This is a genomic window from Thioalkalivibrio sp. HK1 (genome assembly GCA_000583135.1).
GTDB lineage: Bacteria > Pseudomonadota > Gammaproteobacteria > HK1 > HK1 > HK1.
Genome location: JFBG01000035.1, coordinates 1 through 17,572 on the forward strand (window position 1 = coordinate 1; position 17,572 = coordinate 17,572).

9 protein-coding genes are annotated in these 17,572 nt (G+C 60.1%); 4 read left to right on the forward strand and 5 right to left on the reverse strand.

Annotation, left to right across the window (positions count from 1 at the left end; translation table 11 throughout):
* Positions 1 to 962, forward strand: a 962-nt coding sequence (locus tag BF99_RS20675) for a hypothetical protein (RefSeq protein ID WP_038098013.1), incomplete at its 5' end; no start/stop codon positions are given.
* Positions 963 to 1,683: 721 nt separating this feature from the next.
* Here the strand turns inward: BF99_RS20675 and scpB are convergent.
* The 4 genes from scpB to BF99_RS0109990 all read right to left on the reverse strand — a co-directional run bounded on the left by scpB (position 1,684) and on the right by BF99_RS0109990 (position 7,096).
* Positions 1,684 to 2,916 (reverse strand): SMC-Scp complex subunit ScpB, encoded by a 1,233-nt coding sequence (gene scpB / locus BF99_RS21975; protein WP_025770745.1) that lies wholly within the window; start codon positions 2,914 to 2,916, stop codon positions 1,684 to 1,686.
* Positions 2,903 to 3,685, reverse strand: a complete 783-nt coding sequence (locus BF99_RS20685; RefSeq protein ID WP_038098017.1) for a segregation and condensation protein A — start codon at positions 3,683 to 3,685, stop codon at positions 2,903 to 2,905. The genes scpB and BF99_RS20685 overlap by 14 nt, the downstream gene beginning before the upstream one ends.
* 593 nt (positions 3,686 to 4,278) lie before the next feature.
* The gene (locus BF99_RS0109960; protein ID WP_025770747.1) at positions 4,279 to 5,496 is read right to left on the reverse strand and encodes a tryptophan--tRNA ligase; all 1,218 of its coding nucleotides are present in this window, start codon (positions 5,494 to 5,496) and stop codon (positions 4,279 to 4,281) included.
* Positions 5,497 to 6,472: 976 nt separating this feature from the next.
* A complete protein-coding gene (locus BF99_RS0109990; RefSeq protein WP_025770749.1) occupies positions 6,473 to 7,096 on the reverse strand; it encodes an L-threonylcarbamoyladenylate synthase in 624 nt (207 codons plus the stop codon).
* A 332-nt stretch (positions 7,097 to 7,428) separates the two neighbouring features.
* Between BF99_RS0109990 and BF99_RS0110000 the strand changes: the two genes are divergently transcribed.
* The 3 genes from BF99_RS0110000 to BF99_RS0110020 all read left to right on the forward strand — a co-directional run bounded on the left by BF99_RS0110000 (position 7,429) and on the right by BF99_RS0110020 (position 12,527).
* The gene (locus tag BF99_RS0110000; RefSeq protein ID WP_025770751.1) at positions 7,429 to 8,022 is read left to right on the forward strand and encodes a septation protein A; all 594 of its coding nucleotides are present in this window, start codon (positions 7,429 to 7,431) and stop codon (positions 8,020 to 8,022) included.
* A gap of 312 nt (positions 8,023 to 8,334) precedes the next feature.
* On the forward strand, positions 8,335 to 9,471 hold the full coding sequence (gene dapE, locus BF99_RS0110010) for a succinyl-diaminopimelate desuccinylase (protein ID WP_025770753.1): 1,137 nt from the start codon (positions 8,335 to 8,337) through the stop codon (positions 9,469 to 9,471).
* Between the two features lie 248 nt (positions 9,472 to 9,719).
* Positions 9,720 to 12,527: a hypothetical protein gene (locus BF99_RS0110020; protein ID WP_025770755.1), complete on the forward strand. Its 2,808-nt coding sequence runs from the start codon at positions 9,720 to 9,722 to the stop codon at positions 12,525 to 12,527.
* 330 nt (positions 12,528 to 12,857) lie between these two features.
* On the opposite strand, the gene BF99_RS23385 is transcribed toward BF99_RS0110020, so the two are convergent.
* The coding region (locus BF99_RS23385; protein WP_025770756.1) for a beta strand repeat-containing protein at positions 12,858 to 17,572 on the reverse strand (4,715 nt) is incomplete at its 5' end.

The following is a 17,572-nucleotide window of genomic DNA, read 5'->3' on the forward strand; positions in this document are numbered from 1 at the left end:
CCCTTGGCTTTGCGGGAGTGCGGTTCGAGTCCTTGGCGATGGTGCGCTTATCGCCTGCGGCGGGCTTGGAGAAGGGGCGACTTGAACCTTCGGCGCGGGGTCGTCTTTCATCCCTTGGCTTTGCGGGAGTGCGGTTCGAGTCCTTGGCGATGGTGCGCTTATCGCCTGCGGCGGGCTTGGAGAAGGGGCGACTTGAACCTTCGGCGCGGGGGCGTCTTTCATCCCTTGGCTTTGCGGGAGTGCGGCTGGAGTCCTTGGCGACGGGGCGCTTGCCGCCTGCGGCGGGCTTGGAGAAGGTGCGACTTGAACCCTCGGCGCGGGGGCGTCTTTCATCCGTTGGCCTTGCGGGGGTGCGGTTCGAATCTTTGGCGACAGCGCGCTTGCCGCCTGTGGCGGGCTTGGAGAAGGTGCGACTTGAACCTTCGGTGCGGGATCGCCGCTCATCCGCTGGCTTTGCGGGGGATTGGTTCGAGCCTTTGGCGATGGAGTGCTTCTCGTTCGCAGGGCTTGAAAAAGTGCGATTTGAATCTCTGGCGGGGGAGGGTTTCCCGCTTGTAGGTCTCGCGGAAGAGCGACTCGGGTCTTTGGCGGCGGTGCGCTTACCCGCTGTGGGCTTTACGGGGGGGTGTCTTGAATCTTCGGTGCCGGATCGCTTCTCGCTCTTCGATCTTGCGGGGACACTACTGCTCGATGGCTCGGCAACGGAGTGTTTCGCGCTTGTTGATTTTGCGGAAGGATCACTCGAGTTCTTGATATCGGTGCGCTTGGCTTTCGCCGGCTTTTCGGCGATGCGTCTTGAATCCTCGGTGGCGGATCGCTTCTCGCTCTTCGATCTTGCGGGAACGTCGCGGGTTGGGGATGCAGCAAGAGGACGTTTTTCTTTTGCGGATTTTGCGGTGGGACGATCCTCCGAGTCCTTGGCAGTGGTGCGCTTGGTGCCTACGGATTTCGCCGGGGTGTAACTTGAATCTTTGGCGGCGGATTGCTTAGCAGATGCGGGCTTTTTAGAGGGTCGGTCCGAGACTTCGGCGGCGGTGGGCTTCGTTCTTGTAGGCTTTGCGGGGTTAGGGATCGAAGCTTCGGCGGTGGATCGCTTGGTAGCCGCAGGTTTGGGCGGGGTGCGGTTAGAACTCTCGGTGGCGGTGCGTTTTCCGCTCTTGGATTGTGCGGAGGCGGGTCCTGATACCTCGGTGGCGATGTGCTTATCGGCCACGGGCTTTGCGGAGGGACGACTCGATCCTTTGGTATCGGGGCGCTTCTTACCGGCGGACTTTGTCGGGGAGGGGCCGGGATTCTCGGCGGCGGTGCTTTTGCCGAGTGATGGTTTCGTGGTGGGATGGCTCGATTTCTTGGCATCGGAGCGTTTGGTACCCGCGGGCTTTGCGGATGAGGAAGGGCTCGAACTCTCGGTGGCGGTGCGATTCTTGCCTGCGGGCTTTGTCGGCTTTACGAAGGTGCGGTTTGGGCTTGAATCTGCGGGGCCGGATTGCCGGCCGCTTGCAGGCTTTGCGAAGGTGCGACCTGAACCCTCGGCGGGGGTGCGCTTTTTACTCGCAGGCTTTGCGGGGACGCGAATCAAACCCTCGGTGGTGGAACGCTTGGTGCTTGCGGGACGTCCACCCGAAGGCTTTTCTTCGGCTGTCCCGAACCTACCAAGGCGCGGTCGGCGACCGACGGGGGGAGTCATCTGCTTGGCTCGTCGGTGGCGGCGGGATTCGTTTGTGTCGGCTCTTCGAAATCTGGGGCTTCGCTTTGCCGGGAATCGTCGTTGCGGTCGGTGTCGTCTTCGGACTCGGATTCGTTGGCATCGGATTCATCGGATTCGCCGTTGAGATTGTCCTCGCCTTCGGAATCGATCCCGTCTTCTGATCCGGACCCACCCTCGGGCTCGGGCTCGACATCAACTTCGCCACCACGCCCCTCCCCGTCTTCTTCCGGTTCGGACACCTCATCCGAATCGGACAGGGATTCGTCGGCATCGGCCGATATGTCGATTCCCTCCGAGGCGTTCTCTTCCGGCTCCGAATCATCGCTGCCCGCTTCGGACTCGACCCCGCCCTCGGACTCAAACTCGACCTCAACTTCGCCGCCACGCCCTTCCCCGTCTCCTTCCGGTTCGGGCGCTTCGTCCGAATCGGACAGGGCTTCGGCGGCATCGACCGATATGTCGATTCCCACCGGGGCATTTTCTTCCGGGACGCTCTCTCCCGGCTCCGAATCCTCACTGCCCGTTTCGGGGTCAACCCCGGACTCGGCACCCATCACCGATGAGGAATCCCCGTCGGCAACAGGCTCCTTCGAATCGCCCTCCGCTTGGGTGTCATCGGATTGCGGATCATCGAGCATCGCCTCGTCGAGGCCGGCGAAGAGGTCGGCGGGGGCGTCCTCGATATCCTTGATATCGCCCAAAGGCGGCAGTGCCGAGAGGCTTTTGAGGTTGAAACTATCGAGAAAATGTTTGGTGGTGCCATAGAGGGCGGGGCGACCGGGGGCTTCTCGGTGGCCGACGACTCGGATCCAATCGTGCTCCACCAAGGTCTTGATGATCGAATTGGAGACGCCGACGCCGCGGATTTCCTCGATCTGACCGCGGCTGACCGGCTGGCGATAGACGATCAGGGCTAGGGTTTCCATCAAGGCGCGGGAGTAGCGGGTCGGGCGCTCATGTCTGAGCACCGAGACGGAGGAGGCGAACTCCTGCCGGATTTGCGCCCGAAAGCCGCTGGCGACTTCGCTCAACTCAAGAGAGTGATCGCGCCAGCGTTCCGCCAAGTCCTCCACCGCCGCCCGAATCGTCTTGCGATCCGGAGGGTCTTCGTGACCGTTGAAGATCGCCAGCAACTCTTCGATGCGGACCGGGCGACCTGCCGCCAGCAACACCGCCTCGATATGCAAAATGATGTCATCCCGGGTCATTCGCCTGTCGCCTTGACTTGACATGGATCGGCCCGAAGGGTTGGGCTTGGATCAGTTCCACCAACGATTCGCGCAGCAGTTCGAGCAGCGCGAGAAAGGTGACCACCACCCCTTGCCGACCCTCTTCCGGGGTGAACAAGGCGGTGAACTCGATAAAATTCTTCTCTTGCACTCGATCGAGCACGATGGACATCCGCTCGCGCACCGAAAGCGGCTCGGGGCGCACTTGATAGTGGCGATACATCTTCGCCCGTGCGAGCACCTCGGACAATGCCGCGATCAGATCGTCGAGACGAAAAACGGGGGGCTCGGAGACGACCTCGGGCACGGGCGCATCGACTTTCAGTTCGGCGAAATCGCGACCGACCCGCGGGATTTGCTCGAGTCGTGCCGCCGCCTCCTTATAGCGTTCGTATTCCTGCAACCGGCGCACCAGTTCGGCGCGAGGGTCTTCCTCTTCGTCCACGCTCTCGGAGCGAGGCAAGAGCATGCGCGATTTGATCTCGGCCAGGGTCGCGGCCATCACCAAGTACTCGGCGGCCAGTTCGAGCTGCAACTCCTTCATCAGCTCGATATATTCCATGTATTGCAAGGTGATCTCGGCAATCGGCACATCCAAGATATCGAGATTTTTACGCTTGATCAGGTAGAGCAAGAGATCGAGCGGGCCTTCGAAGGCTTCGAGGAAGATCTCCAAGGCCTGCGGGGGGATATAGAGATCCTTGGGGAGGACGGTCATCGGCTCGCCCTCCACCAGCGCAAAGGGCATCTCGCCTTGCCGCTCGGATCGAAGGTGGGCGGGCTGCTTGCCGTCTCGGGTGCTTTGCGGATCGGGGGGCGATGAGGGATCGTCCGAGGCGGGGTCCGTGTCCGACTCATCGTCGGCTCCGTCGGCCTTCGTCTCCAAGGGGGCAACCTCTTCCTTCGGTTCTTTCCGCTCGCTTCGCTCGGCAGCGCCGTCATCCGGTAACTGCTGCGAAGCGCCGCCCTCTTCCGCTTCGGCTCGGTCGGTGCTCATATCGGGGGCGGGGGCGGTTTCGGGCTCGCTTGTCGATCCTTCTTCCGGCGAGCGGTCGAAATCCGAGGCGGGGTCGGAGCCCGCTTGCTTGTCGGCTCCCACGGTGCGATCCTCGCGGACAACCCGCTCATCGGAATCACTGCGCCGGCTTCGCTCCGAGGCATCATCGCCCGGCGAAGAAGCATCGCCTCCTTGCGCTTCGGGCGGTGCCGCGGCAGCGCTCGCATCGGATGCGGAGTCAATATCGGGCTCGCTGATCGGCCGAGCACCCGTCGGGGAAGACTGCGCAGGGCCGCCGCCCGCAGATCGAGCGCCTGCCGACTCGTCGCCGTCCCCTTGCGTTTTCACGATCCGACGAGACCCATCGCTCGGCGCACCTCTTCCATCGTCTCGCAGGCGGCTTCTCGGGCCAAGCTGCAGCCCTCTTCGATGATGCCCTGAACGAGTTCGGGCTGCGCCTCGTATTCCGCCGCCCGCGAACGAATCGGCGTTTGCTCCTCGATCACGGCATCGATCACCCTTTGCTTGCACTCGACGCAACCGATCGCGGCGCTAAGGCAGCCGGACTTCGCCCATTCCCGGGTCGAGTCATCGCTGTAAACGAGGTGGAATTGCCATACCGGACAGCGTTCGGGATCGCCGGGGTCGTTGCGCCTCACGCGGGCGGGATCGGTCGGCATCGTGCGCATTTTTTTCTGCACCCGATCCGGCTCTTCGCGCAACTCGATGGTATTGCCGTAGGACTTGGACATCTTCAGACCATCGAGCCCGGGCATCTTCGAAGCCTCGGTCAGAAGGTGATCGGGTTCGGGCAAGATCACCCGGCCCTCGCCATCGAGATATCCGAACAAGCGCTCGCGATCGTCCACCGAGAGATCTTCGCGATCTTCGAGCAAGGAGCGGGCGGATTCCAAGGCTTGGGCGTCTCCGCGCTCCCGGTAGCGGCGCCTGAGATCGCGATAGGACTTGGCATCCTCGGCCCCCATCGCCTCGATCGCCGCCTTCACCTTGTCCTCGAAATCCCTTTCGCGTCCGAAGAGCGTGTTGAAGCGACGGGCGATTTCGCGGGTGATTTCGATATGCGCCACCTGATCTTCGCCCACCGGCACAAAACCCGCGCGATAGATCAGGATATCCGCGCTTTGCAGCAGGGCGTAGCCGAGAAATCCGTAGGTATCCAAGTCCTTGTCGGGGAGGTTGTTGCGCATTTCCTTGTAGCTCGGCACCCTCTCCAGCCAACCCACGGGGGTGATCATCGAAAGCAGCAGATGCAGCTCGGCATGCTCCGGCACCCTTGATTGGATAAAGACCCTCGCCTTGGCAGGGTCGATCCCCGCCGCCAGCCAGTCGATCACCATCTCCCGCGAATTGGCGTCGATGGTTCCGCTTTCCTCGTAGTGGGTGGTCAGGGCATGCCAATCGGCAACGAAGAAAAAGCACTCGTACTCGCTTTGCAGACGCAGCCAGTTGCGCAACACCCCGTGGTAATGGCCGAGGTGAAGACGTCCGGTGGGTCGCATCCCGGAAAGGACACGGCGCCGCTTCAATGCGAGGACACTCATGCAATTCGCTCCCGGAAAAAAGGGTGGGCTCGGCTCGTCGTTTCGCTCTTCAAACAAAGCGAATGGGCGAAAATGACGCCATCGCCGAGCGTATCGATGATATTGCCGGTCTATCCGGCGGGGGTCTACGGACGCGCAAGGCGAATCCTCGCTCTCGGGGCGTTCATCGGCACCGAAACGAAGCCTGCATTGCGATCCATCGACGATGACATGGCGCCGGCTATCGGGCGAGGATCTCCCCCGCTACGAGCGCCGGCGGCGACAAAGGCGAAAAGCCATCTCGCAAACCGAAGGCTCGATCAAGATTCGATGAGCCAAAGGCCTCGACGGCACTTAAGCGCTGGGTTTTTTATTTCGAATGCGAAAAACCGCTTGTATCGACTTCTCGTATCGACCGGATCGATCGACCTCTATCTTTGGATCCTGCCGCGCTCATCCGATCCGAAAAATATCGATTGAATGGCCTTGGTATCGTTCCCTGTCATAAGGTATCGAGGCCCTTTTCGATTCGGGAAATATCGGGAAAAAACCCACGAGGATCTCAACATCGAAGACCGAAGCGAGCGCATGACAGGCGATGAGACTCCTTTGAGCCCCCTTGGATCAAGACCCCTTTTCAAGACCGCTGGACTCACTTGAAATCCGAGATCGTCAAGATTCGTCCGATCAAACGGGGAAGAATAGCCGAAAACGAGGGATATCGTCGCCGATATCGACGGTCCCTCCGAGAAATTCGCGAATTCAGGTAGCCGCGGAAATCTTAAGGCGTTGCGGGTAAAACACGAAGGGCCGCAAGGGTTGAATCGGGTATACGGCGGTTCCCGAAAAGCGGATCGAGCGACCGAAGCCCCAAAGAGAGAGCATCGATGACGATCATCGACGGCCCGCCCCTTCGGGTATCGAACGCAAGGCTTCGCTTTTTTCGCCCCACGCGGTCGGCGGCGGGAAGGGCGCAAGCGATGCGAAGCGGGTCCGCTCAGGCGCGAAAGGGTGTCGGATCTCCTCGCCCCTCTCGCACCACCTTGGGCAGATCGCCGGTGAGATCGACGATGGTCGTCCCCTCGATACCGCAACTTCCGGCATCGAGCACGGCATCGACTCGATTCCCGGCTCTTTCCATGATATCGGCGGCGTCGATCGGCGGCAGGTTATCGTCGGGGAGCATGAAGCTGGTGCTCATCAACGGCTCCCCGTGGAGTTCGATGAGGCTGCGAAGCACCTTGTGATCCGGCACGCGCACCCCGACGGTCCGGCGTTTGGGATCCTGCAAGCGCCGGGGCACATCACGGGTGGCATTGAGGATGAAGGTATAGGCACCCGGCGTGCATGAACGCAACAGGCGATAGGCGCTGTTATCGAGCCTTCCGTAGCTGGCGAGTTCTGAAATATCGCGACATAAGAGGCTGAATTCGTGCGAGGCGTCGATCTTGCGGATGGAACGGATTCGATCCTCGGCCTTGCGGTGGCCGATACAGCAGCCCAACGCCCAAGTGGAATCCGTGGGGTAGGCGATCACCCCGTCCGAGCGAAGGATTGCGCATATTTGGCTTAAAAGCCGCTGTTGGGGGTTATCTTGATGAATTTCGAAGCGCTGGCTCATTGGCGATCCCTTTCGATAAGGGTTGCAAGAAACGACTCGTTCGAAGAAACGTCGATGTCGAAGAAGAGATGTCAGTGCTCAATTGTACTTCCCTTCCGCCGGCCAAGTCTCGAGCGCCCGATCCGGGAATATCGGAGCGGGCACCGCGGGCGATTTCGAACCCGCTCATCGCTTGCATTCTTCGGTGGCGTTTGGATCAAAGCGCATCGACGAAGCCCCCGAAGATCCGGAGGTGCATCGCCGACGGGCTATAATTGCCCTTGACTTTTCAGGCTCGATGAAAATATCGATATCGCCCCTGATCTCGAGCGCGGCGTACGGACGAGGTACCCATGAAACCGCTTCTTGACTTTATTCCCATCGTTCTTTTCTTCGTCGTCTATAAGATGCACGACGATGCCAAAGAAGGCTTTCTCGTCGCCACCGGCGTTCTGATAGTGGCCACCGCCATACAGATGTCGGTGGTCTGGCTGCGCGAGCGCCGCGTGGGCAAGATGCACTTGGTGATGCTCGCTTGTGTCGCCGTCTTCGGCGGTCTTACGCTGATCACCCAGGACGAGGGCTTCATCAAGTGGAAGCCGACCATCGTCAGCTGGATCTTCGCGATCGCCTTTCTCGGCAGCCAATTCATCGGTAAAAGCAATATCGTGAAGCGCACGATGGGAGGGGCGATCGAGGAATCGGGGGTGCGTCTTGCCGATGCGGTATGGACCAAACTCAATATCGCTTGGATATCCTTCTTCACCCTCTGCGGGGCGCTCAATCTCTTCGTTTTTTGGCGTTACGATACCGATACTTGGGTGAATTTCAAGGTTTTCGGCATGCTGGGGTTGACCTTCGCCTTCGTCCTCGCCCAAGGGCTGTGGCTCATGAGGTTGAAAGAAGACGAGGCGGGAGCGGAAGCCGAAGACGGGAGCCTTCGATGATCCGAGGATGATCCGAGAAAAGCCGAAACCGGTGTAGGAATCACCCCTTTTTCGATACCCGGCTATCGACTATCGGATTCGATTCCTCGCAATTCCTTGTCCTTTTTCGTGTCATTTTTTGCGTCCCTTTTTGCCCTTTTTCCGCTCGTCTTCCTCCCCCTTTCGAGCGCCCTTTCGAGCGATTCCTATCCTTGGAATGTTGCGCTTTTTCCGATCTTGCCCATCGACATCCTTCGCCGACAAACGCAAGAAAGACGATCCGATCGCCCCCCGGCGATCTTGAATCGACCGCTTGAATGAAGGTATCGGCCAATGAAATCACAAACGCTCGATCTCACCTGCAAACTGATCAAGAAAGCCTCGATCACCCCGGATGATGCCGGCTGTCAGTCGCTGCTGGCGGCGAGGCTGCGACTATCGAGGTTCCGGATCGAGCAGATGCGCTTCGGCAGCGTGGATAACCTTTGGGCCCGCTACGGCGACGAAGGTCCGGTATTGGTGATGCTCGGGCATACCGATGTCGTTCCCCCGGGGCCCCTCGATGCTTGGAGCAGCCCTCCTTTCGAGCCCAATATCCGGGGGGATTGGCTCTACGGACGGGGGGCGGCGGATATGAAAGGGGGGGTGGCGGCGATGGTCACCGCCTGCGAGCGATTCATCAAGAAATGTCCTCGGCCGGCGGGCTCGCTCGCCCTGCTGCTGACCAGCGACGAAGAAGGCCCGGCGATTCACGGCATCCGCGAGGTCATCCGGGTTTTACAAGAGCGCAACGAGAGCATCGACTGGTGTTTGGTCGGAGAGCCCTCGAGCCGGGATCGGCTCGGGGATGTGATGCGTATCGGAAGAAGGGGCTCGCTTTCGGGGCATATCACGGTCCAAGGAATACAAGGCCATATCGCCTACCCCCATCTTGCGCGCAATCCGGTGCACGATCTGGCTCGATTGATCGGCGAGTTGAGCGCCCGGACGTGGGATGAAGGCCACCCCCCCTTTCCGCCGACGAGTTTTCAGGTCTCGAATATCAAGGGGGGAACCGGGGCGGAGAACCTGATTCCGGGGCAGGCGGACGCGCATTTCAACTTTCGCTATTCCCCCGCCCATAGCCGGGATTCCTTGGTCGAGGCGGTGGAGTCGACCTGCCTCGATCTGGGCATCGAAAGCAAAATCGAATGGCGACTTTCCGGCGAACCCTTCATCAGCCAACCCGGGGCGCTCACCCGAGCGCTTCGAGAAGCGGCCTCTTCGATCCTCGGCATCGACCCCAAGGGCGATACCGGCGGGGGAACGTCGGACGGTCGTTTCATCGCCCCCACCGGAGCCGAGGTGGTCGAATTCGGTCCGATCAACGCCAGCATCCACCAGATCGACGAGCGGGTGGGCATCGAAGATCTCGACCGCCTGAGTGAAGTCTACGAATCGGTCATCGAGCGCCTGCTCTGGCCCCGATAGCCACTCGCCTCACCGTCACCCGACAACAGACGAGGCGAAGGGCTCGGTGGATGAGCCATAAGCGATCGATCAAAAAGAGATCGATCCGCATTCTCTTCGAGCAGCGATGAGCCCCCTTTCGATGCCTGCTGCGGCGATGGGCGGATCGAGTCCTCGTTCGCTTTGATCGAATCGAGCATCGAGGCGGTGAGCGCCGAAGGACCGCAAAGAACCTTCCCCGATTTTCCCATCCGAAGGGAGCGACGGTGATGTATCGATTCACCCATGCCCTGCTTTCGATCTGCCTTTGTGCAAGCGTCTTCACGATGCTCGATCGCTCGGCCCTCGCCCAGACGGAGGCGGCGCATCTTTGCGTCTTCATCGAAGACAATTCAGGCGAACTGTCGGTGACGAATCGATGCGACCACGCCATCGAATTCAACCATCGAGCAACGATTAGCGGGGTTTGTTCGGGTAAAAACGAGACCGTCATCGCTGCCGATGAAAGTACCGATAGCGATGGCGGCTCCGATACTCACCCGAGCCGATATTGCGTCGAGTATCAAGACTCCGCCACCCAAACCGCCGCCGGCTATCAAGGTTGCGGCAATGAACCGACGGACTGCGGGACTTCCGGCAGAAGCGAGGTCATCCCCGCCGGCGTCAATGTCGTTTCGGGGAGCATCGTCCTCTCCCCGACCGGGGCCTTGACGATCGACGAGGGGAAGTCGGGGAATTTCAGCGTCAGCCTCTCCGCCGCTCCGAGCGGTGTCGTGACGGTCGCCCTGACGAAGACGAACTCGAGAGTGACCGTCTCCCCGACATCGTTGACTTTCACCGACTCGAACTATCAGACGGCGCAACAGGTCACCGTTGCCACCGTCGACGATGACGATGCAACGGATGGCTCCGATACCATCACTTTGAGCGCATCGGGCGGGATCATCGCTCCCGCCGTGACCAAGACCGTCAGCGTGAGGGATGGCGATACGGCGCAGTTCAATCTGTCCACCATCTCCATGAGCCTCGAAGAAGGCGAACAGGGCACCTTCGGATTGCGCCCGGATACCCGGCCCTCGGCGAATATCACGGTCGCCTTGACCTCGTCGAACGCCGATATCACCGTCGATACCGACCCGACCATGCCCGGCAATCAGACTACGCTGGCCTTCAATCAATTCGGCGCAACGAATGCTTGGAATCAACATCGCACGATCCGGGTCTTCGTCGGTCAGGACAACGATGCCGATGATGAATCGGTCGATATCAATATCACCGGGACGGGAGGGGACTACCAAGGCAAGAGCGCGAAAGTCACCGTCTCCATCACCGATGACGATAAAGCCACGGGGTCCATCGTTCTCTCCCCTGCGGGCACCTTGATTGTTCGGGAAGGGTCTTCGGCGAGATTGGATGTCAGTCTCTCGACGCCCCCGAGCGGCGATGTGAGCGTCATCCTTTCGAATGACAATTCGCTGCGGGTGAGCCTCTTTCCGACCTCGCTTACCTTCACCGCTTCGAACTATCAAACGGCGCAACGGATCACGCTGACCGCCGCCAACGATGACAATGCGACGAACGAAAGCGACACCATCACCCTCGTCGCATCGGGAGGGTTGATCGCTCCGGCGGCGACCAAGGCGGTTCGCGTGGTGGATGACGACGAGGCGGGATTTCTCCTCGAACCCGACTTGCTGACACTGGACGAGGGCGCACAGGGTACCTTCGATATCCGCCCCGCGTTTCGGCCCTCGGCGGATATCATGGTGATCCTGACCCCTTCGAGCCGCGATATCACCGTCGATACCGACCCGAATACGCCGGGCAACCAAACCACTTTGGCCTTCAATCAATTCGGCGCCACGAACGCTTGGAATCGGCATCGAAGGGTCGGCGTCTTCGCAGATCACGATATCGATGCGAACGACGAATCGTTCCATATCTCCGTTGTCGGGGCGGGCGGGGATTATCAAGACAAGACCGCAAGCGTGGCCATCCTCGTTGCCGATGACGATCCGCCGCGTCCCCCCGCCCCCGACATTTACTTGGGGGGCGTCGTCGTCTCGCCCTCGATCCTCACCCTTTCAGAGGGAGGGAGAACGAGTTTCTCGGTCGCTCTCGATAGCGCCCCGAGCTCGAACGTGACCATCGGGCTATCGAAGACGAATCCGGATATCACCCTCGTTTCTCACTCCATCACCTTCACCCCGTCGACATGGCAAAAGACGGTCGACGTCGGGATCGTCGCCGCCGAGGATTCCGATGCACTGAGCGATTCGGACACGATCACCTTCGCCATCAGGCCTTGGAATCGGCGGGCATATTCGCTTGCGGTCTTCATCACCGACAACGATCCATCTCCTGTAAGGGAAGCGGTCAAGGCTCAGGCGCTGGCCATCCCCCCGCCGCAATCGGGGGACGATATGACCTTGCGCATCCATTGCAAGCAGGATTCCTCCTGTTTCGTCATCTTCGAGTGCACCACGCAAGTCGACGGGACGGTCTTCGAAGGGCATCTGCTCGATCCCATCCCCGCTCACGGAGCCAAGTCCCTTTCCTCTGCGGATATCCAGCGCCTTACCGGATGGACATCGTGGGCGCAAAGCGGACGATTGGGATGTGCTTTGCGCAGTCACCAAAATATCAGCGCCCAAGTCTGGACGCGCTCGGGAGCCGGGGTCCTCGTCAACAACAGCGCGATCATCCGCAGCCGTCCCGATGGCGGAGACCTTCGAAGGATATTTCGCGCGGATATCGAATCCATCCCCTCCCCCGATGCCTTCGACGAACCGAATATCAGGATTCGATGCAACTCGCAAGAATCGCACTGCTCCGAGGTTCAGTTGTTCTGCTATACCGACGACGGAACGAGGTACGAGACGACCTTCGAGGGCTTGGCTCGGGGCCGGACCATTCACCTGCAATCTGCGGCCCTTGCAACGAGGCTCGGGGTTCGCTGGAAGGGATTGGGTCTGACTTGCGAGGCCTTCTCCGAGGCGAGTTTCACCGTGCAGGTGCTGGCTCGAACGGGAGGCGGGGGAGCGCTCATCAATAACAGCGCCACCGGGATTCGCTGATTTACCAAAAGACGGATAGGAACGAGGACCGATAGGAATAAAAAGGGATTTATACGCAAAAGTACCATAGAAACGGATAGTAACGAATGGCATCGATACTCGGGCAGGCGACGCCGGGGCTGATTTTTTGCCGGATTCTTTGCCATCTTATTTTCGCTATCTTCGATACGCTTTCCCCATATCGAACTTTTCGATCGTTTGATCGATCGTTCGGTCGAAAAAAGAAAACACCCCGTCATCGAGCGAGCGATGACGGGGTGTCGTTGACATCGAACATTCCAAAGACCCTACAGGATCAATCCTACATCACTCCCGACACCCCCAACACTCCTACATCCCCCCGGTCAAGACCTCCCCCGTTGCGCTGTTATTGACCAACGCTCCGCCGCCACCGGTTCGGGTCAGCACCTGCACGGTGAACATCCCTTTCGAGCGCAGTTCGCAGGAAAGCCCCAGCCCTTCCCACCGATGATCGATCCCCGTTGCGAGTTCCTCCGATTGCAGATGCCTCGTCGTACGACGGTCGATCTGCCCCAACTCCCAAGTATGTCTCGTCCCATCGTCCTGGTAGCAGACGAAAACGGTCTCGAGACAATCCCCCACGGCGGAGTTGCAACGGATCCTGATATTCGATTCATCGAACGCATCGGGCGAGGGGATCGATTCAATATCCGCTCGATAGAGATCGCCCTCCATCACGCTTCGAATCATCGCGCTGTTGTTGACGAGAACTCCATCCCCGGAGCGCGTCCAAACCTGCGAGCCGATATGTTGGCTGCTTCGAAGCGTACACCCCAAGCGACCCCTCCCCGCCCAGGAATTCCCACCCGTATAGCGCTGGATCTGTAGCGGGGTCAAAGAAACCGTTCCGTGAGCGGGAATCGGTTCGGGGAGCGTTCCTTCCAAGACCAAGCCGTCGGCTTGCGTGGAGCAATCGAGAGCGACATGGCAGGGGGTGGCATGCTTGCACTGAATCCGAAGGACCGCCTCGTCCCCCGATCCCACCGGCGGGAGAGCCAGCGCTTGGGTTCTCGGCAATTCCTTGTCGTTATCGGTCACGAAGACCTCGCGGACGACTCTTTTATCCTCGAAGGCGAAGGCGACGAAATGAGCGCTATCGTTCTTGTCCGAGTCGGCGTGGGCCGAGACCCTGACGGTTTGAGTCTCGTCCCAATTCGAGGGGGTGAAGGTCATCGACCCTCGAGAGAGGCCGATACCGAAACCCGTTTTCGTGATCAAAACCGATATGCTCTTCACCGGTTGGGAGGACAAGCGAACCTCGATGACCCCTCCGCTTTCCTCTTCGATGTCGAGCCTGGCTGCGGGAGTGACCACGAGCGTCCCCGCATAGTTATCGCCCGGCGGCAGGGTCGGAGGCTTGTCGTTATCGATGATCCTGAACGACCTCGTCAGCGCCGGAGCGTCGATTCCTCCTTGGGCTTCGACCGCCACCAATGTGGTTTCGTCCAAGGCATCCTCGTCCTCTTGCGCCGTCAGCGTGACCGATTGCGGGTCCGAGAAATTCGATGCGGTGAAGGTCAAGGAAGACGGCGAGAGGATCAAGGCGGGTATGTCGCTTTTCAGGCTGACGTTCGTGATCCCGTCCGGGGGCGCCGAAAGGCTGACCCGGATGCTCACCGAATCCCCTTCGGCTATCGGAGGGAATCTCGTACCGGAGAGGATGATATTCCCCGGAGGATTGCGATCGTTATCGGCGATGGAAACGTTTTTCCTCACGGGGCTGGCGGTGATGCCTCCCGATGCCTCGATGGTGATCGTGTCGAATTCGCTCGACATATCGTCATCCTCGGCGGCGGAAACGATGATCGTTTGCGGGGTGTCGGAGTTGGTTGTGGTGAAGGTCAATGAGGGCGTCGAGAGCGTCACATCCGTATTCCCATTCGAAAGAGAAACCGTGACATTCGACTCCGGGACGGCACTCAAATGGACGGTGAAGGAGCCCGTAGAGCCCTCGTTGATCAGCAGGGTTCCCGGCGGGGAAAGGACGATCCTTCCCGATGGCGGCGGATTCGGAGCCTCGTTATCGGTGATGGTGACGGCCTTCGTTACATCCGAGGCTTCGATTCCTCCGGTGGCCGAGAAGGTGATGATGTCGGTATCGTGAACATTATCGAGATCGTCTTCGGCGGCGGAAACGGTGATCGTTTGCGCCGTCGAATAGTCGGTGGGGGTGAAGGTCAAGGAGGTGTGAGAGAGGGTCACATCCGAGTTGCTCTTCGAAAGAGAGACCGTCACATCGGATTTCGGGGCGGCGCTGAGGTTGACCGTGAGGGTTCCCGATCCGCCCTCGTCGATGGTGAGCGTCCCCGCCGGATTGACCTGAATCGTTCCCGAAGGCAAGTCGTCGTCGGTAACGCTGACGGCCTTGGTAACCGCCGGAGCCTCGATGCCACCGGCGGTGACGGTAAAGGTGATGGTGTCCGTATCGTCCGTCGAATCGGCATCATCAAGTGCTTTGACGGTGATCGTTTGCGCCGTGGAGTGGTTCGAAGCGGTGAAGGTCAAGGAGGATGGAGAGATGGTCACCTCCGCATTCGTCTTCGTCAAAGAGACCGTCACATCCGATTTCGGAGCGACGCTCAAGGTGACCGAGAGCGTTCCTCCGGTGGCATCGCCCTCATCGATGGTGAGCGTTCCTGACGGCGTGACGTTGATCGTTCCCTGAGGGTTGTCGTCGTCGGTGACGGTAACCGCCCTCGTGACATTCGAAGCGGTGATGCCGCCGGTGGCGGAGATGGTGATGGTGTCGGTATCGTCGGTCGAATCCGTATCATGCTCCGCCGCAACGGTGACCGTTTGCGCGGTGGAGTAGTTGCCGGAGGTGAAGGTCAAGGAAGCCGGGGTGAGGGTTATATCGGCATTCGTCTTCGTCAGGGAAACCGTCACGTCCGAATCCGGTTGGGAATCGAGCTTGATCGAGAGGGTCGCCGATGTGTCTTCGGGGATGGTCAGCGCTCCCGCCGGGGTGACTTCGATACTGCCCGAAGGGGAATCGTTGTCCTCGATGTTAACGTCTTTCGTGACGTTCGGTGCGGTGATGCCGCCCGTGGCCGAGAGGGTGATGGTGTCGGTATCGTCGGAGGCATCGTTATCGTCACCGGCGGTAACGGTAACCGGTTGCGCGGTGGAGTAGTTGGCGGAGGTGAAGGTCAAGGAAGTCGGGGTGAGGGTCACATCCGCATTCGTCTTCGAAAGAGCGACCGTCACATCCGACTCCGGTTGGGCGCTGAGTTTGACCGAGAGCGTTCCCCCCGTCGAGTCTTCCTCATCGATATCCAGATCTCCCGCCGGAGTCACCTCGATCGCACCCGCCGGCGGCTCGTCGTCGTCGATGGCAACCGCTTTGGTAGCGTCCGGTGCGGTGATGCCGCCGGTGGCCGACAAGGTGATGGTGGCGGTATCGTCGGTGGTATCGTCATCTTGGTCGGAGGAGACGGTAACCGCTTGTGCGGTGGAATAGTTGGAAGGGGTGAAGGTCAAGGAGGTCGGGGAGAGGCTCACATCCGAGTTGTTACTCGCAAGAGTGACCGTCACATTCGCATTCGGGGCGGCGCTTAGGCTGACCGATATGTCCGCCCCCGTGGAATCGCCCTCGTCGATATCCAACGTTCCCGCCGGGGTGACGGTGATGGTGCCCGATGGTTTGTCGTTGTCGGTGACGTTCACCGTCTTCGTGACGTTCGATGCCGAGATTCCGCCGGTGGCCGATAGAGTGATGGTCACGGTTTCGTGGGCGGTGTTGCTGTCTTCGCCGGCAGTGACGGTGACCATTTTGGCGGTGGAATAGTTGGAAGGGGTGAAGGTCAAGGGGGTCGTCGGGGAGAGGCTCACACCGGAATTCGATGGTACTGCCAAAGAGACCGTCACCGCCGCATTCGGGGCGGCGCTGAGGCTGACCGAGAGAGTCGCTCCCGTGGAATCGCCCTCGTCGATATTCAGATCACCCGCCGGGGTGACGTTGATCGTGCCCGCAGGCGCATCGTTGTCGGTGATGCTAACGTCTTTCGAGACGTTCGGTGCGGTGATGCCGCCCGCCGGGGAGATCGAAAGGGTGATGGTGTCGGTCTCGCTGGAGGAATCGTTATCCTCGGCGGCGGTGACGGTGACATTCTGTGCGGTGGAGTAGTTGGATGTGGTGAAGGTCAGGGAAGTCGGGTTGAGGGTCACATCCGCATTCGTCTTCGAAAGAGCGACCGTCACATCCGAATCCGGTTGAACGCTGAGTTTGACCGAGAGCGTCCCTCCCGTCGAATCGCCCTCGTCGATGCTCAGCGTTCCCGCCGGAGTCACCTCGATCGCACCCGCCGGCAGCTCGTCGTCGTCGATGGCGACCGCTTTCGTAACGTTCACTGCGGTGATGCCGCCGGTGGCCGACAAGGTGATGGTGTCGGTCTCGTCGGCGACATCGTTATCGTCGGCGGCGGTGACGGTAACCGTTTGCGCGGTGGAATAGTTGGAAGGGGTGAAGGTCAAGGAGGTCGGGTTGAGGGTCACATCCGGATTCGTCTTCGCAAGAGCGACCGTCACATTCGCATTCGGGGCGGCGCTCAAGGTCACCGAAAGCGTCCCTCCGGAAGAATCGCCCTCGTCGATATTCAGCGTTCCCGCCGGGGTGACGGTGATGATGCCCGATGGTTTGTCGTTGTCGGTGACGTTCACCGTCTTCGTAACATTCGATGCCGTGATACCGCCGGTGGCCGATAGGGTGAGGGTCACGGTTTCGTGAGCGGTATTGGTGTCTTCGTCGGCGGTGACGGTGACCATTTGCGCGGTGGCGTAGTTGGTGGTGGTGAAGGTCAAGGAAGTCGGGTTGAGGGTCACATCCGAATTCGATGGTACTGCCAAAGAGACCGTCACCGCCGCATTCGGGGCGGCGCTCAGGCTGACCGATATGGTCGCTCCCGTGGAATCGCCCTCGTTGATATTCAGATCCCCTGCCGGGGTGACCACGATGTTGCCCAATGGCGAAGGGGGCGTATCATCGTCGGTGATGCTGACCGCCCTCGTGTTTATCGCTTTGAGGA

Excerpts from the sequence above, each read along its gene's own strand:
- BF99_RS0109960 (WP_025770747.1), bottom strand. The coding sequence starts at position 5,496 with ATGAGTGTCCTCGCATTGAAGCGGCGCCGTGTCCTTTCCGGGATGCGA.
- scpB (WP_025770745.1), bottom strand. The coding sequence starts at position 2,916 with ATGACCCGGGATGACATCATTTTGCATATCGAGGCGGTGTTGCTGGCG.
- dapE (WP_025770753.1), top strand. The coding sequence starts at position 8,335 with ATGAAATCACAAACGCTCGATCTCACCTGCAAACTGATCAAGAAAGCC.
- BF99_RS20685 (WP_038098017.1), bottom strand. The coding sequence starts at position 3,685 with ATGCCCTTTGCGCTGGTGGAGGGCGAGCCGATGACCGTCCTCCCCAAG.
- BF99_RS0109990 (WP_025770749.1), bottom strand. The coding sequence starts at position 7,096 with ATGAGCCAGCGCTTCGAAATTCATCAAGATAACCCCCAACAGCGGCTT.
- BF99_RS0110000 (WP_025770751.1), top strand. The coding sequence starts at position 7,429 with ATGAAACCGCTTCTTGACTTTATTCCCATCGTTCTTTTCTTCGTCGTC.
- BF99_RS0110020 (WP_025770755.1), top strand. The coding sequence starts at position 9,720 with ATGTATCGATTCACCCATGCCCTGCTTTCGATCTGCCTTTGTGCAAGC.